Raw genomic sequence first — 20,383 nt, forward strand, 5'->3', positions numbered from 1 at the left:
AGTTATTGCAAACCATAGGCAACAAGGTCGGGTCAGGGGCAACCCCGGGGTGATCGACACCATTGCCGCGGTCAGGACGGCGTGAGCCCCGAGGCCGGTCGGTCCACCAGCCGGGACAGCACGATCATCGACCGCGTCTGGGTCACGAACGGCTCGGCACGCAGCCGCTCCAGCGCCTGCTCCAGGTGGCTGATGTCGGACGCGCGCAGGTGCACCAGCGCGTCCGCACCGCCGGACACCGTGTACGAGCCGACCACCTCCGGGTGCCGCCGGGTGGCGCGCTCGATCTCCGCCGGCGTGGTGCGCCCGGTGCAGAACAGCTCGACGAACGCCTCGGTCGACCAGCCCAGCGCCGCCGGGTCGACCAGCGCGGTGTACCCGCGGATCACGCCGGTGGCGCGCAGCCGGTCGACCCGCCGCTTCACCGCCGGTGCGGACAGCGCGACCCGGGCGCCGATCTCCGCGTACGAGAAGCGGGCGTCCTCGCAGAGCAGCGCAACGATCCGCCGGTCGAGCTCGTCAAGACGCAACGGAATGCTCCTATCCCGCAACGGAACCGCGTATCCGTGAACCGCCAGCGTATCTACCTTCGTAAGCGTGATCGACACGCCACGTGCCGGCCAGTACGAGGTGGTACCGGCCGACTCTCCCCTCGCCGCGCCGGCGGACGCCGCGCCCCGCCCCGTCCGTACCCGCGAATACCTGATGTGCCCGCCGGAGCACTTCGCGGTGGAGTACGCGATCAATCCGTGGATGCACCCCGAGCAGCCGGTCGACGCCGAGCTCGCGGTCAAGCAGTGGGACGGCCTGCGCGAGACGCTGACCCGGCTGGGCCACCCGGTGCACGTGCTCGATCCGCAGTCCAGCCTGCCGGACATGGTCTACGCGGCGAACGGTGCGTTCGTGGTGGACGGCACGGTCTACGGCGCGCGGTTCCGCTACCAGCAGCGGCGGGCCGAGGCCGGCTACCACCGCGCCTGGTACCTGGCGAACGGCTGGACCGACTTCCACATCCCGGAGCACACCAACGAGGGCGAGGGCGACTTCGCGTACCTGCCCGCAGTGCCCGGGGTCGGCGGGGTCGTGCTCGCCGGGTACGGCTTCCGCACCGCGATCGCCGCGCACGCCGAGGCGCAGGAGGCGCTGGCCCGGCCGGTCGTCTCGCTGCACCTGACGGACCCGCGGTTCTACCACCTGGACACCGCGCTCGCGTCGATCGACGACTCGACCATCGCGTACTACCCGGGTGCGTTCAGCGCCGCCTCGCAGCGGGTGCTGCGGCAGCTGTTCCCGGACGCGCTGCTCGCCGACGAGGCGGATGCGCTCGCGTTCGGCCTGAACCTGGTGAGCGACAACCGGCACGTGGTGCTGAACTCCACCGCGACCGGGATGGTCGCCAAGCTGGCCGCCCGCGGGTACGAGCCGGTGCCGGTGGAGCTGACCGAGCTGCACCGCGGCGGCGGCTCGGTGAAGTGCTGCATCGCCGAACTCCGCCGCTGATCCTGCGTCGCCGCCGCCCTGGCAGCCCGACCGACGCCGCCGGTACGAGGATCGCCGGCGGCGCGGTGGTCAGGCCTCGGCGCGGCGGGCGAGCAGCTCCGGCGCGAGGATCCGGACGGTACCGCCGTCGACGGCGATCAGGCCGTCGCGGCGCAGCCGGGACAGCTCCCGGTTGACGGTGACCCGGGTGACGCCGAGCAGTTCGGCCAGGACCTGCTGGCTGCCCGGCAGCGCGACGACCACGCCCGGCGCCGGACGATCGCCCGGATCGTCCACCGGGGTCCCGGTCCGGCCCGCATCCTCCCTCGGGCCGGCCGGGGTCCCGGCCTCCGTGAGCAGCCAGGCAGCCAGCCGGGCCTGCGCCGAACCTGTCCCGTCCGTCCAGCGTCGTTGCTGGTCCCGGGCCTGCCGGGCGAGCAACCGCAGGACGTGCCGGCGGACCGCCGGGGCGGTGTCGACCAGCGCGAGGAACCTGTCCCGCGGCAGCAGCCGGACCCGGCACGGTGTCTGCGCGACGAACGTCGCGGTGTGCCCGCCGGCATCGATCACGGCGACCTTGTCCAGCGCGCACGGCGCGGCCCATTCGCCAAACCGGAGCGTACGGCCGGCCGCGGTCACGGCCGTCGCGGCGACCCGCCCGGCGAGCAGGATCGCGAGCCGGTCGGCCGCGTCGCCGGCGTGCCACAGCGGCTGACCCGGCCGGTACCGCCGCGGGGTCGAGCCGTCGAGCACCGCCCGCAGCCGCGCGTCGTCGAGCCCGGCGAACAGCGGGACGCCCCGCAGCCGGGTCGGTGTATCGCCTGTTACAGACCCGGTCACGGATCCACCGTACGGTCGGCGGATGGTCGTCGTCGAACTCGCCTTCACCGCCGCCCCCGAACGGCTCGCGGCCCGCCCGGCGCACCGCGCGTACCTGACCAGGCTGCGGGACGAGGGCTTGCTGCTCGCCGCCGGCCCGTGGGCCGACGACTCCGGTGCGCTGCTGGTGTTCACCGCCGACCGGGACGCGGTCGAGCAGGTCCTCCGCACCGACCCGTACTACCGGACCGCCGGCGTCGAGGTCACCGCGGTCCGGGACTGGCGCCCGGTCGTCGAGCGCTGAACCGTCCCGGCCGGGCTGGGCCCGCCGCGGACGGCGGTGTCGCTGCGCCGGCGGTGTCGGTTCGCCGGGCCGCCGGGGCGACCTCGTAGAGTCGTCGGATGGCCGTACCCGAGTTCGTCACCCGCATCCGGTCGAAGCTGGGCCACGACCCGCTGCCGCTGCCCGGGGTCACCGCGGTCGTCCGACACGACGACGGCCGGATCCTGCTGGTACGTCGGGCGGACGACCTCCGGTGGACCCTCGTCACCGGCTGCCTGGAACCACCCGAGCAGCCGGCCACCGCGGTGGTGCGCGAGGTGTGGGAGGAGGCCGGCGTCCTCGCCGAGGTGCAGAGCCTGCTCCGGGTCGAGTCGATGGACCTGATGACCTGCCCGAACAGCGACCAGGTGTACATGCTGGACCTGGCGTTCGGCTGCCGCGCCGTCGGCGGGGAACCGCGGGTCAACGACGACGAGTCGATCGACGTCGGCTGGTTCGAGCTGGACCGGCTGCCCGACATCCCGCCGCGTCACCTCGCCTGCATCACCGCCGCTCTGCACCCCGCCGGTACCTCCTGGTTCGCCCCGCCCGTACCGCTGGTCGCCGAGGTCGACTGACCGCGCCGACCGCTGGTGCCGACCGGCGGCGCGGACGCCCCGGCCCAGGTCGGTCGGGCCGGCGGGTGCGGGGCCGGCAAACGGCTGGCGGCGCCGTCGGCGGCTGCCTACGCTGCGGCGCATGCCCGAACTGATCGAGCCGACGGCCCGGCTGGCCGCGTCCTGGCGAGCCGCTCGCGACGACTGGGGCCGCGGGGTGCACCAGGACGGCAGCGGCCTGCACGACACCGACGACGTGGAGACCGATGCCGGCTTCGCCGCCTGGGTCGAACGGTTGCGCCGGCAGGCGGACGAGTCGGTACCGGTGGCGCCGGACCGGGTGCACGCGAGCTACTGGTGGATCGGGTCGGGCGACGAGATCCTCGGTGCCATCTCGCTGCGGCACGAACTCAACGACTTCCTGCTGCGGGCCGGCGGCCACATCGGGTACGGCGTGCGCCCGTCCGCCCGCCGCCGCGGCCTGGCGAGCTGGGCGCTCGCCGCGGTGCTCGACCGGGCCCGGGGCCGCGGCATGAACCGGGTGCTGGTCACCTGCGCCGACGACAACGTCGCCTCCGCGCGCACCATCGAACGCGCCGGCGGCGTCCTCGACGACGTCCGGGACACCGAGCTCGGCCGCACCCGCCGGTACTGGATCACCTTGTCCGGCCACGAACCCGTTCGGTCCACAACGGACTGAGGTCAGTGGAGCTGGCCGGACGCGTGCAGGTCGGCGAAGATGATCCGGTCCACCGGCGAGACCCGGTCCCGGTCCGCGTAGCCGAGCCAGCGGACCTCCTCGATCTCGCTGCTCGCCGTCGGTGTCCCGACGTGATCGGCGGTGTAGCAGGTCATCCGCACCAGCACGCCCTCGTCGTGGCCGTGCGCCTGCGCCTCGTACGTGCCGGCGTGCACCGCCGTCCCCGCGGCGATGTCGACGGCGAGCTCCTCGGCGATCTCGCGTACCAGGGTCTGCACGTCGCTCTCGCCCGGCTCCCGCTTGCCGCCCGGCAGGTAGTAGGTGTCCTTGCCCTGGGAGCGGGTGCTCAGGATCCGCCCGTCCTGCACCTTCAACCAGGCAATCTTGTCGATCACGCGCACCATCGCAGTCTGCCACCCGCCCCACCCGACCCCGCCAAGCGGAGCAATGAAGGAACCCCTTTTTGCCCTGTCCGGTGGCATCCAGGTACCGGCGGGGTATCAGCGGTTCCTGCTCGCGGCGCTGGACGGTGGGGCGGCGCCGGGTGGGGCGGGCTGGCAGGATCGGCGCATGGCTGAGAGTTGTCCGGAGGCGTGGCGGCGGATCATCGTCGGCGCCGGGAAATCCTGGGTCGTGTTCGCCCAGGGCACCTGCGTCGTGCTGCCGAACCCGGACCCGGCGACCGACCTCGCCGCGGCCGCCACCGCGCTGCTCCGGGAGTACGGCCCGGTGCACGTCGGCAGCCCCGCCGGCGACTTCGACGTCGTGACGCTCGATCCGGGGCCGGGTTGGGCGGTCACCTGCCACCATCCGGACATCCTGACCTACGTCGCCCCCGACGAGGTGCCGGGCGGGGAGGACCTCGTCGTCGGCCTGCACGGCCGCGGCAAGCGCGACCAGGACGCGCACGAGCTGAAGGTCCTGCACGTCGAGGACGCCCGCTGACCTGTCACTCGCCGGATCCGTTGCGGTGAAACGTGATCGCGACGAACCCGGTACCGTCGAAGGCCAGCCGGGCGCCGTCGCACGGAGCCAGCGGCGCACCCCAGGACGCGTGGTCGGCCTGCGGCAGGCAGTGCACCAGGGCCGGTTCGATCGCGCCGCCGTGCGAGACCACCAGTGCGGCGGCCCCGTCCGGTACCGCGCGGGCCGCGTCCGTCCACAGCGCGACGTGCCGGGCCGCGACCGCGCGCAGCTCCGCCGATTCGGCAAGCAATGCGGCGTACCGGGAGTACGGCGCCGGCCAGCGCCACTGGTCGTGATGCGCCACCACGCCGGGCAGATAACCGGACGGCATCTCCATGGTGTCGTCGCAGGCGAACCCCATCGCGAGCGCCGTCTCCACGGTCCGCGGCACGGTGCTCGCCAGCACGTACCCGAACGGTCCGGTGCGCGCGCCGACCGCGCGGGCGAGTCGTACCCCCTCGGCCGACAGCGCGCTGCCCCGGCCCCGCGCGGGGCCCTTCTTCGTCAGGGAGTGTCGCCGTACCTCCAGCCACCGCATTCGGTGCAGCGTACCGACAGGTTCGGTGCGCACGGTGGCGGCGGCAGGTCAGGATGGTGGCATGTCCACCGCTGCCGGCAGAAGCCCGGGCCAGGTCGTCGGGTCGCTGATCGCGATCGCGTTCGGGATGGTGTTCGTCGTTGTCAACAGCGGCGGGCTGGCCACACCCTGGCCGACGGTGGTCCGGCTCGCCGGCGTCGCGGTGGCCGCCGGGCTGCTGATCGCCCTGGTCGTCCGCCGTCCCCGCCCGGCCCCGCGCGCCCGCGAGGCCGGAACACGTGCACGCGACGTGGGAACGCCCGGGTCGACCGAGCGGGCCGGCGCCGGTGCGACGTTCTTCGGGTACCGGCGGTTCTGGGTGATCGTCGCTATCGAGGCGGTGGCGCTGTTCGCCGGGCTGTACGTGATCAACGGGGTGCTCGGCCACTCCGAGGTCGCGGTGGCGTGGGTCGCGGTCGTCGTCGGCGTGCACTTCGTCGGGCTCGGCCGGGCGTTCCGGCTCACCCGGTTCCACGTCCTCGGCGCCGCGATGACCGCGCTGGGGGTGGCCGGCTTCGTGCTCGGCGCGTTCGGCGCCGGCGCGCCCGTCATCGGCCTGGTCTCCGGCGTGCTGTCCGGCGTCGCGCTGTTCGCCACCGCCGGCTACTCGCTGGCCCGCTGACCCGGAGGTCGGCGAGACTGGGCGGATGGAGTTTCTCTGTTATCACCGGGATCGGCCCGGATCCGGGCCGTTGCGGGACGAGCTGGTCGAGACGCACTGGTCCTACATGGACGGGTTCGCGGCCGAGATGATCGCCCGCGGGCCGACCCTCGCCGACGACCTCGACACGGCGACCGGCAGCGTGCACATCCTCGACCTGCCCGACCCGGCCGCGGCGCGCCGGTTCGCGTTCGACGAGCCGAACTACCAGGCCGGCGTCTACCGGGACGTGCTGTTGCGCCGGTGGCGCAACCTGCTGGGCCGCACCATGTGGGAGTTTCCCGGCGGCTACACCGAGCGCAACCACTACCTGGTGTTCGGCCTCGGCGCGGGCGAGCCCGTGGACGATGCGCTGCCCGCCGACCCGGACGAGCTCGTCGCGTACGGTCCGCTGCTGTCCGACGACGGCGCGCACTGGCTGGGTACCGCGGTCGTGCTCCGCGCCCCCGACCCGGACGCCGCGCGCGCCGTCCTCACGGCCGACCGCTACGACGCGATCGAGGTGCACAACTGGCACTTCGGCGGCCGCCCCGAGTAACGGCCGGCGGCTTCGGGGACGCCGGACGCTGCGGCGATCGGCCCGAGGCGGTACCGACGGAAGGGGGCGGTGGCGTGGCCGACGACTCGCTCGTCGACCTCGTTCTGTCCTATCTGGACGACGACGAGGTCGCCCTGATGCCCGGCGACCCGGCCGCCGAGGTGCGGGCGAACACCTGGGGCTACGGCGTACCGGCCGGCGCCGTCGACGTGCCCGCAGTCGGCGCAGCGCTGGAACGGGTCACGAGCGTGTTGCGCGTACGCCTCTCGCGACGTGGCGAGGCCAGCACCTTCTACTCGTGGTACGACGCGCAGGCGGGTCAGCTTCGATGCTCGCTGTCCTCCGCGCCGCCGGACCGGCTCCCGTTCGGTGGCCCGTACCGCCTGGCGGCCCGCGCCACCGAGGTCGTCGCGCTCGCCGCGGCCGACGACCAGCCGGGCCTCGTCGCCTGGTCGGATCTCGCCGACGCCGACGCCGACGCCGAGTCCGAGCCCGACGCCGAGTCCGAGCCCGACGCCGAGTCCGACGACAGTGACGGTGACGACGCCGCCGATGACGGCGGTGACGACGACGCCGGCGACTCGGTGGAACCGGTACCGCCGTTCCCGGTGTGGGCGGTGGCACTGCCCTGATGATGTGCCGTCGTGTCGAGTGTGGGGGATGTGGGTGGGTCCGTGGTCGGCTCGGTGGTGAACCGGGCCGGAGGCCGGGAGTCACCCTACGCTGCGGGCCGTGATCGTTGGGGCGGAAGGGAACGCGCCGGAGCCGGCGCGGCAGTGGCCGGCCAGGCTGTCCGGATCGTTGCTGCTGGGCCAGGGTGCGGTGCTGCTCGTCGCGGCCGGGTGCGCCTGGTGGCAGCTGCGGTCGGCCGGGCAGTGGGTCGCGGCGGCGACGGCGGCACATCCGCTGTCCGCCGCGGACACCCGCGAGGCGACCGCCGCCGTCGCCGCCATCGCCGAGGACGTGGTCGCCTACTCGCTCGCGACGGCACCGCTGTTCCTGCTCGGCGGTGTCTGGCTGCTGCTCGCCCGGAGCCAGCCGTCCCGTACCGTCGCGCTCGTGGTCGTTGCGATCGGCAGCATGTGCTGCATCGCGAACGAGGCCTGCATCGGCTCCACCACGCAGAGCGAGACTGCCGACGCGATCATGGTCGCGGTGCCATCGCAACCGGCGTGGCAGAACTTGATCGGCGCGCTGGCCGACGGCTGGCTGCTGACGCCGCTCGTGTCGCTGGTCGTCGCCGTGCTCGTCGGTGTGCAGCGGTCCTGGGACGGAGACGCGGACGCCCGGATGACCGCCTTCCTGGGCCGCGCCCGGCCCGGGCCGATGGCCGGTGAGTTGGCGCGACACCGACCCGAGACGGGCTGGCCCCGGCCACCGGCCGGCCGGTGAGCTGTCCGACCCCGACCCCGACCCCGGCCCGGGCAAGGGCCGGGCTCGGTCGCAGGCCGCCCGGTGAGCTGCTCGACATCGACCTGGGTCGGAGCCGCCGGGCGGTGAGCTGGCTCGGCCCCGAAAACGGCGGGAGACCGTACCCGACGTCTGGGACACTCGGCGCCTGGCCTTCGGCGAAGGAGCGACGGTGGGTGCGGAGCGGCGGGCTCTCGGGCGGGTGTTCAACGAGGTACCGGAGCTGTACGAGCGGGTCCGCCCAGGCTACCCGGACGAGCTGTTCGCGGACCTCGCCGAGCTCGCCGGCCTGACCGACGGGTCGGCGGTGCTGGAGGTCGGCTGCGGCACCGGCCAGGCGACCCGGTCGCTGGCCGCGCGCGGCTGGCGGGTCACCGCGGTCGAGCCCGGCGCCGAACTGGCGGCGTTGGCGCGCCGACGGCTGCCCGGCGTCGAGGTCGAGACGTCGACGTTCGAGCGGTGGGACGACCGAGGTCGGCGGTACGACGCGCTGGTCGCGGCGTCGTCCTGGCACTGGGTGGATCCCGCGGTGGGCTGGCCCAGGGCGTACCAGGTGCTGCGGCGCGGCGGGTGGGTGGCGCTGCTGGGGCACGTCGTGGTGCGGCGGCCGGGCGAGCCGGAGGTGTACGCGGAGACCGCCGACCTGCACGAACGGTTCTCCCCCGGGAACCCGGACTGGGGTCACCCGCCGAGCGAGGACGAGGTCCGGGCCACCAGCGCGGGGTGGGGCCAGGTCGAGGATCCGGGCCCGCTGTTCGGGCCGACGACGGTCCGCTGGTACCCGACCGTGCAGTGGTTCGACGGCGCCGGCTTCGCCGACCTGCTGCGCTCGATGTCGCCGTACCGGCGACTGCCCGCCGCCGTGCGCGAACCACTGCTGGACGCCGTCGCCGACCGGATCCGTACCCGCCTCGGCGACCGGGCGCCCCGGCGCCACCTCACCGTGCTGCGCGCCGGCCGGCGCAACGTCGTACCTGGGTAGGGGGTGGGGTTGGCTCCGCGCGGTGATGTGCCGGGCCGGCGCCGGCCAGCAGGATGTCGGCATGAGCGAGCTGACGATCGACCGGGCCGACCACCGCTTCCTGCGCCTGCTGTTCGCCCCGCTGCGGGACTGGCGGCGCAACGTCTACGCGCTGACCACGCTGACCGGCGTGGCCTGGTTCGTGCTGTCGATCGGCACGATCACCGGACTGGCCGGCACCCGGCTGGCGGCGCTCGGCGTACCGGTGGCGGTCGGGCTGGCGTTCGCCCTGGCACTGCCCGCGGCCCGGGTGGAACGCCGCCGCCACCGGCTGCTCGGTACCGCCGTCCCCGGCGCCGGCGCGGGCTGCTGCGCGCGGTGGCGCACCTGCTGCTGTCGGTACCGTTGGGCGGCCTCGGCATCGGGCTGATCGTCTTCTGGGCGCTGGTCTCGGTACGGAACCTGATCCTGTTCCCGTTCGTGTACTCCTGGGCGATGGACCTGACCACCTCGTGGGGCGGCCCCACCGCGGCCGGTGCGGTGGCCCTGCACATGGCCGGTGGGCTCGCCGCGTTCCTGGTGATCCCGCACCTGGTCCGCGGCGTCACGACCCTGCACGCCGCCCTCAGCCGGCGCCTCCTCGGCCCCGCCGAGTAGCGCGGGGTCAGCGTTCGCTGTCGAGGTCGGCCATGAACGCGGTCGGGTAGCGGTCGCCGCGGACCGCACCGCGCGGTACCAGTTCGTCGATCCGGGCCAGGTCGTCGGCGTCCAGGACGGTCCGGTCGGCACCGAGCATGGTGGTCACCTGCTCGGGCCGGCGGGCGCCGACGACCGGGACGATGTCGTCGCCCTGCGCCGACACCCAGGCGATCGCGAGCTGGGCGAGGGACACGCCCTTCGCCTCGGCCATCCCCCGCAGTCGGGCGACGAGCGCGTGGTTGTGCTCCCGGTTGCCGTCCTGGAACCGGGGGAACATGGTCCGGGCGTCGCCCCGCACCGGGCCGCCGCCGATCAGCCCCTTGGCCAGCACCCCGTACGCGGTGATGCCGATGCCGAGCTCCCGGCAGGTGGCCAGGATCTCGTCCTCGATGCCGCGGCTGAGCAGCGAGTACTCGATCTGCAGGTCGCTGATGGGCGCGACCGCCGCGGCCCGCCGGATGGTCGCCGCACCGACCTCGCTCAGCCCGATGTGCCGCACGTACCCGGCGTCGACCAGCTCCGCGATCGCGCCGATGGTGTCCTCGATCGGTACGTTCCGGTCCAGCCGCGCCGGCCGGTAGATGTCGACGTGGTCGGTGCCGAGCCGCTGCAGCGAGTAGGCGAGCGAGTTGCGTACCGCGTCCGGGCGCGCGTCGAAACCGCGCATCCCGCCGCCCGGGGCGAGGATCGCCCCGAACTTGACCGAGAGGACGACGTCGTCCCGGTTCCGGGTGCGCAGGGCCCGGGCGATCAGCTGCTCGTTGTGCCCGGCCGCGTAGAAGTCGCCGGTGTCGAGCAGGGTGCCGCCGGCGTCCAGGTAGTCGTGCACGACGCGGACGCCCTCGTCGTCGTCGACCCGTCCGTACGCGCCGGACAGGCCCATGCAGCCGAGGCCGGGCGTGGAGACGGTGGGGCCGGTCCGGCCCAGGGTGCGGGTGTCGAGTGCTGTGGTCATGCCGCCAGCGTGGGCCGGACCCGGATCGGCAACCAGGCACGGCGCATCCAGGGACCGCCTCTCCCTGGCAGCCGTCCCGGCCGGCGCGCAGACTGGACCGGTGATCGACCGTACCGGCCTGGCCGACTTCCTGCGTCGCCGCCGCGAGACGCTGCGCCCGGCCGACGTCGGCCTGCCGGCCGGTGCCCGGCGGCGTACCCCCGGGCTGCGGCGCGAGGAGGTCGCGCAGCTCGCCGGCGTGTCCACCGACCACTACTCCCGGCTGGAGCAGGCCCGCGGCTCGGCGCCGTCCGACTCGGTGGTGGCGGCCCTCGCCCGCGCGCTGCGCTGCGACATCGACGAGCGCGACCACCTGTTCCACCTGGCCGGGCTGTCCGCGCCGGCCCGGGTGGCCGGCAGCCACGTCCGGCCCGGCCTGATCGACCTCGCCACCCGGCTGGTCGACGTACCGGTCTGCATCAGCACCGACGTGGGCGAGGTGGTGTGGCAGAACGCGCTGTTCGCCGCCGTCGGCGGGCTGGGCGAGCTGCGTCCCGGCCGGGACAGCAACCTGATCTGGCGCTGGTTCACCGAACCGTCCGCGCGGGAGCGGCTGCCGGCGGCCGACTGGGCGCGGCTGTCCGCCACGAGCGTCAGCGACCTGCGCGCCACGTACTCCCGCCGCGCCGGCGACCGTGACGTCACCGAGCTGGTACACGACCTGCTGGAACGCAGCGCCGAGTTCCGCGAGCTGTGGGAACGGCACGAGGTCTCGGTGCGCCGCTCCGACCGGAAGGACTTCCAGCATCCCGAGGTCGGCCTCGTCCACCTGCGCTGCGAGATACTGCTCACCCCGGACGAGGGCGTGCACCTGCTGGTGTTCTTCCCGGTCGACCCGGCCGACGACGGCGCGAAGCTCGACCTGCTCCGCGTCATCGGCACCCAGGACCTGCACACCACCGCCTGACGCGCGCTCGTCGGAACGGGTGCTCGCCGGCGTCGTACCGTCTCCGGGCGGTGCGCGCCGCCGAAGCGCCGGTGACCTCGTACCGCACCTGCTCCGGCGCCGAGGTGGCGCTGGCCCGGGCGGTTCCGGCGGTGAGCCGGTCTTTCCGGCGCCGAGGTGGCGCTGGCCGGGCGGTTCCGGAGGCGAGCCGGTCAGCCAGGCGGTGAGCCGGTCTTTCCGGCGGTGAGCCGGTCAGCCAGGAGGTGAGCCGGTCATCTCAGGCGGTGAGCAGGGCGAGCTCGGCCGTCAGCAGGTCGGTGAGACGGTCGTGGCGGCCGTCGTGGCGCGCGATCCCCCGGCTCGGGCCCTCGGTGATCATCAGTACGTAGAGGTGCAGCCGGTACAGCGAGAGCCGGGTCCGGGCCGCCGCGTCGAACGGCCCCGGCCGGTAGCCGCGCAGGAACGGGTGGTCCGGCTCGTCCTCGATGCGCCGGAACAGCGCCGGGGACACGAGATCCAGCAACGGATCCCCGTACAGGTACCGCTCGCCGTCGACCAGGCCGGCGAGCCCGCCGGCCGGGGACACCAGTACGTTGCCGTCCCACAGGTCGAAGTGCAGCAACGCCGGCCGGGTCACCGCGGCGAGCACACCGCGGTGGCGTTCGAGCACCCCGTCGAGCGGCGGCAGCGGCACGTTCCACTCCGCGGCGTCCGCCCGCAGCGCCGCCACGATCGCGCCGAACGCGGTCGGCCAGTCCGCCCCGGACGGCCGGTCGCCGGAATAACCGAAGTACGGCCCGGAGATGCCGTGCACCGCGGCGATCGCGGCGCCCAGCTCGGTACGCGCCCGCCGCGCGTCCCCGCCGGTCAGCGGCCGACCCGGCAGCAGCGTCGTGATGATCCAGCCGTCGCTCGCCGCCAACACCGACGGCACCGGCACCCCGGGCACCCGCTCGCCGACCAGCCGGAAGTACTCCGCCTCGGCCGGGATCAGCCCCCGCTCGTACCGGAGGAGCCGCGTCCCGGGTGGCGGCCCCACCTTGACCACGACGTCCCGGCCGTCGGCCAACGACACCCGCCAGACGGCGGCGAACGTACCGCCGCTCAACTCCACCGCGTCGACGACGTCGACCGCGCCCAACCCGTCGACCACCATCGCCGCGACCTCGGCCCGCGACAACACCACCTGAGTCGGACTCCGCACCCCCAAACCCTATGCCGCCCATGGCGGCGGGGCTTCCGATCTGGTGTGCGGCCGTCGGTACCGTTGCTTCGCATGACCGACGCCGAGATCGAGGTCACCGCCGAGCTGGTCCGTGAGCTGCTGTGGGAGCAACATCCCGACCTGGCCGGGCTGGCCATCCGCGAGGTGCCGGGCGGCTGGGGCAACCAGATGTGGCGCCTCGGCGACGAGCTGTCCGTGCGCATGCAGCGCATGGACGCCACGCCGGAGTACCAGCTCAAGGAGCGGCGGTGGCTGCCGGTGCTGGCTCCGCGGCTGCCGCTGCCGGTACCGACGCCGGTGCGGTTCGGGGAGCCGTCCGCGCGTTTCCCGAAGCACTGGACCGTGATGACCTGGGTACCCGGCGAGCCGCTGGACGACGGCTCGATCGACCGCGGCGCCCACGCGGCCGACACCCTGGCGGGCTTCCTCCGCGCGCTGCACGTCGAGGCACCCGCCGACGCGCCGGTTGCCACCGACCGCGGTGCCCATCCCCGGGACTGTACGGGCGGCTTCGAGCACTTCCTCCAGGCCGTTGCGGTGGCGTCGATGCCCCGCCGCGGTGACCTCGCGCCCGACGACATCGTCGCCGAGGTCCGATCCGTCTGGGACGACGCCGTCGCGGCGGATCCGTGGGCGGGACCGCCGGTGTGGGTGCACGGCGACCTGCATCCCGCGAACGTCGTCGTCTCGGCCGGAACGCTCGCCGGCGTCGTCGACTTCGGCTCCCTGTTCGCCGGCGACCCGGCCTGGGACCTGGCCGCCGCCTGGCTGCTGCTCCCCGCGGGCACCGCCGCCCGGTTCTTCGACGGGTACGCGGCTGCCGACGAGGCGACGATCCGCCGCGCCCGCGGACTGGCCGCCCTGAAGTGCCTCTTCCTGATGCTGATGGGCCAGAACGGCGTCCGCGGCCTCCCCGGCGGCAAGCCGCACTGGCTCCCCGCCGGCCAGGCCGCCCTCGACCGCGTGCTGGCCGGCGTCTGACCGATGCTCCTTCGATCCGCCGGAGTCGCGAACCGCCAACCCGATCCGCGCTCAAGACCCTGCGCATCCACCTGGCGGGTACCGACGCACCCCGGTTTCGTGCGGGCGCGTCACGGTTGGTCGAGCTGGCGCGCCGTCTCGTGGTGGAAGGCGACGAGCTGGTCGATCGGAATCGGGGTTCGGGACGCGGTGGCGAGGTTCTGGCCCTCGACGGACCAGGGCGGTGGCCAGGTGTGGATACCTTGGTTCGGTTGCAGGGCGGACACCTCGTCCTCCCACCCCGGCCATCGGAGGCTCTCGTAGAAGCGGGTGAGCGAGCCGGCGAGGACGGCACCGAGCCAGTCGGCATACCCGGTACCGAGGTCCTGCCAGCCGAGGTCGTCCGGGCCGAAGTAGTGCACCGTCGGAGCCTCCGCCGGCTGCGCTGGCCGCCAGGCGAACTGCCCACCCAGTACGTCGTGCGCGATCACCAGCGTCCTGGTGGCGGGGTCGGCGACGGTGGTGACGTCGGGCAGCGTGTCGGTACCGCCTCCGTTGACGCGCAGCCAGCCGTGGTCGACGAGCAGCCCACCGCTGTGCCGGGTGAGCGCTCCAAGCCAGGACCGTACGGTGATCCCCAGCGTCGCCAGGCACCGTTCCGCCCGCGCGTCGTTGTTGGGTAACAGGGCGGTCGGGTAGGGCGCTGCTGCGATGGCGGCCCGCACCTCGGGTCAGGCGGAGTCGGTCACGGCAGTGAGCGTGGCACATCCGTTCGCGCACGGCGTCCCGCCGGATGCGGTGCCCGCCGGCCCGACGACCCCGGATGGCCGGGCCGCGCTCACGGCTTGGGCTCGTGGTACTCGCGCCAGGGCAGTTCGCGAGGGTGCGTGGGTCGTTTGCCGGCGATGAGGTCGGCGAGCAGCGGGGCCAGGCCGTGCGGGTACACGAGATCGTTGGTGGTGGCGAGGTCGGTCAGCTGCCACCAGCGGTGGCCGGCGTGTTCGCTGCGCTCGTGCGGTGTCTGGCCGCGGATGTCGACGGTGTGGGTGCGGATGCGGAGGAAGAAGAAGTCGTCGCGGTACAGCCCCGCGACCCCGCCGAGTTCGTCCCGGCCGGCGGTGACGGCGACGGGCTGCCCCAGGTTCGTTGCGGCGGTGGCGAGGCCGATCTCTTCCCGGAGTTCCCGGGCGGCGGCCTGCGGCAGGGTCTCGCCGGGTTCGACACCGCCGCCCGGCGTGACCCATCCGGCGCTGGTCGGTGCCCGGAAGCGCAGGAGCAGGACCCGATCGTTCGCGTCGACCACCAACACGCGCGCCGACCGTCGGGTGTACGGGCCATTTAGCACCCCGCGACCCTACGACGTACCCCCGCCCAGGCCGACCGGTGCCGCCCGGCGCGTGCCGGGCCTCCGCGGCGGCCTCGACGACGTGACGGCGCGGCACGCCGTGGTGACCGAGATCGGAAAGCCGGCGCCGCACGTTGATCGGGAAGCCGCCGCCGCACGGTCACGACCTGCCGCACACGGCCGACACGCTGGCGTCGTCGGAGGCGGGCCTTCAGGCGCCGTTGGCGCGGGAGCGCATGAACGCTGATCTACCAGTACGCGGGTCCGTGAGCGCACCGGGCCATCGCCGAGGCGCTCTCCCGGCGGCGCGGGCGGCAAGCCGCGCGACCCGCCCGCGGGTGCACTGGTGCCGACAGGCTGGCGCAAGACCAATCAAAGGAGGTCGCCAGGGCGAGAGCCCGGCCAGCGGTCTCCTTCCCAGGGCGGAGCGCAGTAGCCGGGTGGAGACACGGAGCGCCGCGTCGTGCCCTTCAGCGATCGCGGGCCACGCGATGGGGGTGCCGGGGGCGGAGCCCGCCGGTGCGGGGTCTGGGGCTGCGCCCCCAGAAGGCGTGGCGAGCGATGAAGGCTCGCGCTTTCCGCAAGCACACGTGCCGAATCGCGAGCGGGTGACGGGAATCGAACCCGCACTGTCAGCTTGGGAACCGCACCACGATCAACGATCAAGCCCCTGACCAGCGCATCCATCTGGCCGCTACCGGCCTGGACTACCCCTCGTTGGCCACCCCGAATGGCACGCCAATGGCACGCGCGGGCATCAGCGCCACTTGGAAGGACGGTGGTACGTCTGGCCGGTCTTAGGGTCGGTCACGACCGCGGGGAGCAGCGAGTTGCGGATGTCGGCCTGGGCGAGGGTGAACGTCGATGCGAGCGTCCTCAACTCGTGGCTCTGGCGCCTGGGCGGGAACGCCGCGATGACTCCGAGGTGATTGCCAAGGTTGGTTGCAACCGTGCGAGCGGTGCGTATGGCGGGGCACAGGTCGGAATCGGCGCTGATGATCAGGGCCATGTCGGAGACGGCCTGGGCGGCGTCGGCGACGAGGGAGACCGCGATGTTGACGTCGGTCTCCTTCTCCTCGTAGCTGGTCCACGTCGCGCCGCATGATCGGCACCGCTGGTTCTTGGACTGGTACCGGCCGCGGACGATCTGGACGTCGGCGCCGTTGTGTGCTTCGAGCGCGGCGAGGTAGGCACGCTGGCGGGCCTCGGCGGGCGGATCGTCACGGACCATGGCAGTGAAGTACCGGACGGCGGTGATGCTGTCTCGTGGCCGGAGCCGTCGCACCAACGCTGGCAGGTCCAGCCAGAGGTAGCGGTGTTGGTAGCGGGCGCGCAGGCCGTGGTACAGGTTGAAGCCGTCGATGTAGGCGGTGACGGTCGCCACTGGTCCTCCGCGATGTCCTCGAACGTCCGATTGGACAAGACGGCACTCTAGACCCTGGCAACGACACGTCGGCGGTGCGCTATGATTAGACCAACTCCGCTGGGGGTCTCGTACCTTCAGCCTGACGGCCCCGCCTCGGCGGGGCCGTCGTTGTATGCGGCCCCGCTCACAGATCGCAGTAGAGCGGTCGGCGAAGTTGACAGCGCCCACAGCATCCGTGCCAAGCTGGCCCTGGGCTTGGGCCGGCTTGGCGTCGATCGCCCGGGAGCACGGATCACGGTGACCGCGCAGGGCGATCGCAGGCGGTGCCCCGATTCGATCCTCTGGTCTTGGCTACCGGACAACGTGATGGGCGGCGGTTCGGCGGCGGCGCTCCGGCCCCGTAGGCGTCAGCCGAAGGGGCCGGGCCTTACCGCCGTCGGGCCGCCGCCGCGCCGCGCTCGCGCGGCGCCTTGATCATGTAGAGAACGAATCGGCAGTACAGCGACTTACAACGGACCTACGCGATTCCCAAGAGGCGTGAGGTCACGTTAAGCCACCACGGATCGTCACCGACGAGATCGGGAACAGGCATCTGGTTGGTCGGACCGTAGCCCTGCGGAGGGCTCCCACGAACCCAACATAGCGACGTGGAGCCATGACAACCAACCATAACGTGGACAACATGTCGGATAGCCGTCAGATGGTGGTGGATGGGATGTCTGCACTGTGAGAGTTAGCGTGTGCCGCCGCCGAGAAGATCGCAGATCAGACAGTTCGCCACTCAGCAATGAAGCTACCAAGCCCGCGGAGAGTCACGATGGATTTAGGCTTTGGCGCCGCGCTTGCGGCAACAATTTCCCCGACGTTTACGTTTCTATATGGGCGCCTTACCGCGCTACTAGATCGGGGCAAACGAGACGCAACAGTCGAGAGCACGCCGGAGGAAATTGATACGCCCGGAGTTCTGGAGGGCCAGCTCGAACCGCTAATTGTTGACGAGGCAATGCTGTCCGAACGGTGGCACGACCTGCAAGTACTCGCCGCCACGCTCGGCAGCTATGAAAGGAATCCGGAACGGATTAGCGCAGATGATGACGACCTGATAGCAAGCCTGAATTCTTTAAGACTGGCTCTTGAAGCAATTTACGAGCAGCGCTTCACATTCCGTGGTGAGTCGCGCGAGAGAAGCGGTACAAAGATCTCTCAGAAAGTCGACAGGATCACTGGAAGCGTAATTGGCAAGTATGGAATCGCCTCCGAAAGCGATCTAGAGGTGCGCCAGTCCTCTAATGAGGTTGGTCCCGGTGGCTCAATGATCGGCGTATGGACTGATCAGCCGCAGTAAATGCGTTGCGATTGAAGTTTGCCTACAGGAGCCATGGGGCACGACCGCACCTTTTGGAGAAACTGTGGACGACGAGATTGGCCCGAATTCCCTTAACGGCACCGCGCGATACCCTGCGGAGGCGGTCGAGTCGACACCCAATCCGCCGCCACAGCCGGTTCCAGATCCGCGTCAAGCAGGAAGATCAAGTACGTATAGTGACCCGGATAAGCGAATAGGATCTGTTTCTGAAACGTCGACCAGTAGTGGCGACCTGAGCGCTGATGCGCTGACTAATCGGTCTAGTAATACACAGCGCATAGGGGCCAATTACGGGTATGCCGCAAACGTCCTCACGATCGTTCGGCGCAGCCTTGATGAGATCTTGCTTCCAAACAGTTATGTTGAACGCAGCGTCCGCTATTTTGTAGAGCCACACGGGTTCGTCGAAGCGAAGCGGATCCTCAACGATCGCCGAGTACTTGTATTGGTGTCTGATCCGGACCGTGGGCGGCACGATGCGGCGTTGAATGCGCTAGATTCTATGGGCGGCCTGGCGATTCGTGAAGTCAAACGTGAGCCAGGCGAGTCGGTGCGGATCACCGAGATCCCAACGCGATCGAATGCTGGATGGATCCTCGATCTTAGGCAGGACGAGACCGTCCCTTCTTCGCTTGGACGTGACCTCGCTTCGCCAGAAACGCGCCAAACGCTAGAGGTCAGCAAATCCTATTTGATAGTCATACTCTCTCCGCGCCTCTGGAACGAATGTAGCGCAGGGGGGAATAGTCTCCAGCACTACTTGAGGCGTCCATCAGCCCTGAGTATCATCCAGCGACGCTTGAACGGACATCTCCCAGAGGATGTTATTCACCGCTGGCTGGGGGATGAGAGAATCCGTCAGCGTCTCGCGGACGCAACGCCAACTGATGCGCTTGAGTGGGTCTCGCGAATCCTAGAAGTGCAGGCCATTCCTAATTCCACGTTGACATTGCCAAAGAGTCTTGAGAGCGATCCGAACGAAGATGACTTCCAAGCCGCAAGAGTACGAACAGCGTTGGAAGCTGCATCGAACTGGCGCACTCATCTACTCGATTGGTACCGAAATAACGAGGATTGTCAGACGAGAGACTACCTCGTAGCTGCCGCCATATTGGAGTGGCACGGTGCGGGAGATATATTCACGGCTGCAGATAGGCTCAGCGCAGCGCTCAAGGGACCGGCGCATAATTCATCCGGGCAACAGGGTCCAGGCGTCCTAGAGCTCATAGACAGAATCGGTGCCGAACATAATGGCACCTATTTAAAATTTGATAAACTAGGATATAGGGAAGCTGTCTTAGATTATGTCTGGGCTGATCGCCCGCACCTACAGACAAACCTTCTGAAATGGATGTGCGACGAGTCATTGAGGGTGCCGGAGGACCCGGCGCTCTCTGATCGCGTGGTTGCGTATGTGCTTCGGTGGACTCTTCGTTCAAAAGATCTGTGTCATCTGAAGGAGGTCGCTTACTCGTGGTCGTCCTACCCTGAGTTGCGGTCGAGAGCTGTAGACCTCTTTACTGCCGCAGCCCTGGACAGCGAGCTGGGAAAGGCCGTTCGCGATCTTTTGTTGGATTGGTCCAAGCCTGAGGCAGACGTCTCGGGTGACCTGCGTGCATTGACGGCTGAGATCTGCGGTGGCCATCTTGCATTGGTCTACAAGAAGATGATGCTTTTCAGGCTCGGGAACTTGGCCTCCATCGAAGATGACAGGATTTCCCAGGCGGCGCAACACAAGATTTCGTCTTTGTGGGATAACGTAAAGTTGCGTTCGGAGATTGTCTCACATGTTTTGCGATGGCTGAGCTCTAAGGACCGAACGATCGAAGCTGGCCGGTCGACATTCACGGTCCTGATGAGTATTAATGAACAGGATACACAGATTCCTGCTATACTTTCGTACGTCTCGACTAATCCCGAACAATTGGATGCGTTGGCTAGAGGGCTTCGCGTCGTGTTGGAATATTCTCCACTAGAAAGAGAAGTTTCTCTGGCATTGTGGTCATGGCTGACTGCCGCGACGAGAAATGTAGAAGTCCGCCAGATTTTCGAAAGCCTCGCAGTTGCGGCTAGTGCACCGCGTGGGCCGAGTGATTACGATGCGCAAGCGCGAATTGCCTTGCTAGATACTGTGATTCTTTGGCTGCATAACTGTCCACACGAGAATCAGGCGGCTGCTGAACAAGTCCATAATACTGTAACTAAGAGGCTGGTAGCGTTTGATCCGTACAGAAACAGGCAGGACGTCACTGGGGCTTCACAAATTAGTTATCAGCAGAATGTGGTTCGGGATGGCCAGTGAGGATCTTACCTTACTGGAGAGTCCATGATGCAATGGTGTATTCGACTACTCTACCGACGCGAATTCCTGGTGTGTCAGTAACTTGCCAGTTTCGCATTACGTGGTCATTCCGTGGACCTAAGCAGCGTCGTGATGCTGGCCGTTCGTGCGCGCGGTCTACGGTAGTCCAAGTCGCCCATAGTTTTTTAGGTCAGGAACTACATGATCTCTCGGCTATAGAAGTGACGGAGTGTCGCTTAAATGAAGTGTT

At 70.3% G+C, this 20,383-nt stretch carries 25 protein-coding genes; 16 read left to right on the forward strand and 9 right to left on the reverse strand.

Features of this window, described 5'->3' with window-relative positions:
* Positions 1 to 71: 71 nt before the first annotated feature.
* Complete coding sequence (locus NUM_RS30520) at positions 72 to 530, reverse strand: Lrp/AsnC family transcriptional regulator (protein ID WP_207128375.1); 459 nt, start codon at positions 528 to 530, stop codon at positions 72 to 74.
* A 100-nt stretch (positions 531 to 630) separates the two neighbouring features.
* On the opposite strand from NUM_RS30520, the gene ddaH reads away from it, so the two are divergent.
* On the forward strand, positions 631 to 1,500 hold the full coding sequence (ddaH, locus tag NUM_RS30525) for a dimethylargininase (protein ID WP_370467091.1): 870 nt from the start codon (positions 631 to 633) through the stop codon (positions 1,498 to 1,500).
* 69 nt (positions 1,501 to 1,569) lie between these two features.
* Here ddaH and NUM_RS30530 read toward each other — a convergent pair whose 3' ends face one another.
* On the reverse strand, positions 1,570 to 2,319 hold the full coding sequence (locus tag NUM_RS30530) for a Crp/Fnr family transcriptional regulator (RefSeq protein WP_207128376.1): 750 nt from the start codon (positions 2,317 to 2,319) through the stop codon (positions 1,570 to 1,572).
* A gap of 22 nt (positions 2,320 to 2,341) precedes the next feature.
* Between NUM_RS30530 and NUM_RS30535 the strand changes: the two genes are divergently transcribed.
* The 3 genes from NUM_RS30535 to NUM_RS30545 all read left to right on the forward strand — a co-directional run bounded on the left by NUM_RS30535 (position 2,342) and on the right by NUM_RS30545 (position 3,877).
* Positions 2,342 to 2,602, forward strand: coding sequence for a YciI family protein (locus NUM_RS30535; RefSeq protein WP_207128377.1), 261 nt, complete (start codon positions 2,342 to 2,344; stop codon positions 2,600 to 2,602).
* 98 nt (positions 2,603 to 2,700) lie between these two features.
* Complete coding sequence (locus NUM_RS30540; protein ID WP_207128378.1) at positions 2,701 to 3,198, forward strand: NUDIX hydrolase; 498 nt, start codon at positions 2,701 to 2,703, stop codon at positions 3,196 to 3,198.
* Positions 3,199 to 3,319: 121 nt separating this feature from the next.
* Positions 3,320 to 3,877, forward strand: coding sequence for a GNAT family N-acetyltransferase (locus tag NUM_RS30545; RefSeq protein WP_207128379.1), 558 nt, complete (start codon positions 3,320 to 3,322; stop codon positions 3,875 to 3,877).
* Positions 3,878 to 3,879: 2 nt separating this feature from the next.
* Here the strand turns inward: NUM_RS30545 and NUM_RS30550 are convergent, their stop codons facing one another.
* Positions 3,880 to 4,278, reverse strand: coding sequence for an NUDIX hydrolase (locus NUM_RS30550; RefSeq protein WP_207128450.1), 399 nt, complete (start codon positions 4,276 to 4,278; stop codon positions 3,880 to 3,882).
* A gap of 169 nt (positions 4,279 to 4,447) precedes the next feature.
* Here NUM_RS30550 and NUM_RS30555 point away from each other — a divergent pair, with 169 nt between their 5' ends.
* Positions 4,448 to 4,822, forward strand: coding sequence for a hypothetical protein (locus tag NUM_RS30555; protein WP_207128380.1), 375 nt, complete (start codon positions 4,448 to 4,450; stop codon positions 4,820 to 4,822).
* Between the two features lie 4 nt (positions 4,823 to 4,826).
* Here NUM_RS30555 and NUM_RS30560 read toward each other — a convergent pair whose 3' ends face one another.
* The gene (locus NUM_RS30560) at positions 4,827 to 5,381 is read right to left on the reverse strand and encodes a histidine phosphatase family protein (protein WP_207128381.1); all 555 of its coding nucleotides are present in this window, start codon (positions 5,379 to 5,381) and stop codon (positions 4,827 to 4,829) included.
* A gap of 61 nt (positions 5,382 to 5,442) precedes the next feature.
* Between NUM_RS30560 and NUM_RS30565 the strand changes: the two genes are divergently transcribed.
* From NUM_RS30565 to NUM_RS37490, 7 genes are all read left to right on the forward strand, one after another.
* Complete coding sequence (locus NUM_RS30565) at positions 5,443 to 6,042, forward strand: hypothetical protein (protein WP_207128382.1); 600 nt, start codon at positions 5,443 to 5,445, stop codon at positions 6,040 to 6,042.
* A gap of 25 nt (positions 6,043 to 6,067) precedes the next feature.
* Positions 6,068 to 6,619, forward strand: a complete 552-nt coding sequence (locus NUM_RS30570; RefSeq protein WP_207128383.1) for a YciI family protein — start codon at positions 6,068 to 6,070, stop codon at positions 6,617 to 6,619.
* Between the two features lie 74 nt (positions 6,620 to 6,693).
* A complete protein-coding gene (locus tag NUM_RS30575; RefSeq protein ID WP_207128384.1) occupies positions 6,694 to 7,251 on the forward strand; it encodes a hypothetical protein in 558 nt (185 codons plus the stop codon).
* Between the two features lie 100 nt (positions 7,252 to 7,351).
* Entirely contained in the window at positions 7,352 to 8,011 is a 660-nt protein-coding gene (locus tag NUM_RS30580) for a hypothetical protein (protein ID WP_207128385.1), read from the forward strand.
* 190 nt (positions 8,012 to 8,201) lie between these two features.
* Complete coding sequence (locus NUM_RS30585; RefSeq protein ID WP_207128386.1) at positions 8,202 to 9,011, forward strand: class I SAM-dependent methyltransferase; 810 nt, start codon at positions 8,202 to 8,204, stop codon at positions 9,009 to 9,011.
* Positions 9,012 to 9,072: 61 nt separating this feature from the next.
* Positions 9,073 to 9,420 carry a hypothetical protein gene (locus tag NUM_RS37485; protein ID WP_225918949.1) on the forward strand — a complete coding sequence of 116 codons (348 nt, stop codon included), beginning with the start codon at positions 9,073 to 9,075 and terminating at the stop codon, positions 9,418 to 9,420.
* Positions 9,357 to 9,647: a sensor domain-containing protein gene (locus tag NUM_RS37490; RefSeq protein WP_263975157.1), complete on the forward strand. Its 291-nt coding sequence runs from the start codon at positions 9,357 to 9,359 to the stop codon at positions 9,645 to 9,647. Before NUM_RS37485 ends, NUM_RS37490 begins: the two co-directional genes overlap by 64 nt.
* A gap of 7 nt (positions 9,648 to 9,654) precedes the next feature.
* On the opposite strand, the gene NUM_RS30595 is transcribed toward NUM_RS37490, so the two are convergent.
* Positions 9,655 to 10,644, reverse strand: coding sequence for an aldo/keto reductase (locus NUM_RS30595; protein WP_207128388.1), 990 nt, complete (start codon positions 10,642 to 10,644; stop codon positions 9,655 to 9,657).
* A 100-nt stretch (positions 10,645 to 10,744) separates the two neighbouring features.
* Between NUM_RS30595 and NUM_RS30600 the strand changes: the two genes are divergently transcribed.
* Positions 10,745 to 11,590: a helix-turn-helix transcriptional regulator gene (locus NUM_RS30600; RefSeq protein WP_225918951.1), complete on the forward strand. Its 846-nt coding sequence runs from the start codon at positions 10,745 to 10,747 to the stop codon at positions 11,588 to 11,590.
* Between the two features lie 256 nt (positions 11,591 to 11,846).
* On the opposite strand, the gene NUM_RS30605 is transcribed toward NUM_RS30600, so the two are convergent.
* Positions 11,847 to 12,773 (reverse strand): phosphotransferase, encoded by a 927-nt coding sequence (locus NUM_RS30605; protein WP_225918952.1) that lies wholly within the window; start codon positions 12,771 to 12,773, stop codon positions 11,847 to 11,849.
* 72 nt (positions 12,774 to 12,845) lie between these two features.
* On the opposite strand from NUM_RS30605, the gene NUM_RS30610 reads away from it, so the two are divergent.
* Entirely contained in the window at positions 12,846 to 13,775 is a 930-nt protein-coding gene (locus NUM_RS30610; RefSeq protein WP_207128389.1) for an aminoglycoside phosphotransferase family protein, read from the forward strand.
* 110 nt (positions 13,776 to 13,885) lie between these two features.
* Here NUM_RS30610 and NUM_RS30615 read toward each other — a convergent pair whose 3' ends face one another.
* From NUM_RS30615 to NUM_RS30625, 3 genes are all read right to left on the reverse strand, one after another.
* Positions 13,886 to 14,479: a DUF2625 family protein gene (locus tag NUM_RS30615; RefSeq protein WP_207128390.1), complete on the reverse strand. Its 594-nt coding sequence runs from the start codon at positions 14,477 to 14,479 to the stop codon at positions 13,886 to 13,888.
* A 113-nt stretch (positions 14,480 to 14,592) separates the two neighbouring features.
* The gene (locus NUM_RS30620; protein WP_207128391.1) at positions 14,593 to 15,099 is read right to left on the reverse strand and encodes an NUDIX hydrolase; all 507 of its coding nucleotides are present in this window, start codon (positions 15,097 to 15,099) and stop codon (positions 14,593 to 14,595) included.
* Between the two features lie 757 nt (positions 15,100 to 15,856).
* Positions 15,857 to 16,483 carry an NYN domain-containing protein gene (locus NUM_RS30625; RefSeq protein ID WP_207128392.1) on the reverse strand — a complete coding sequence of 209 codons (627 nt, stop codon included), beginning with the start codon at positions 16,481 to 16,483 and terminating at the stop codon, positions 15,857 to 15,859.
* A gap of 799 nt (positions 16,484 to 17,282) precedes the next feature.
* Here NUM_RS30625 and NUM_RS30630 point away from each other — a divergent pair.
* Positions 17,283 to 17,810, forward strand: coding sequence for a hypothetical protein (locus NUM_RS30630; RefSeq protein ID WP_207128393.1), 528 nt, complete (start codon positions 17,283 to 17,285; stop codon positions 17,808 to 17,810).
* Positions 17,811 to 17,874: 64 nt separating this feature from the next.
* Complete coding sequence (locus NUM_RS30635) at positions 17,875 to 20,133, forward strand: hypothetical protein (protein ID WP_207128394.1); 2,259 nt, start codon at positions 17,875 to 17,877, stop codon at positions 20,131 to 20,133.
* The last annotated feature ends 250 nt before the right edge of the window (positions 20,134 to 20,383 follow it).

This window comes from Actinocatenispora comari (assembly GCF_017312725.1).
Classification (GTDB): domain Bacteria; phylum Actinomycetota; class Actinomycetes; order Mycobacteriales; family Micromonosporaceae; genus Actinocatenispora; species Actinocatenispora comari.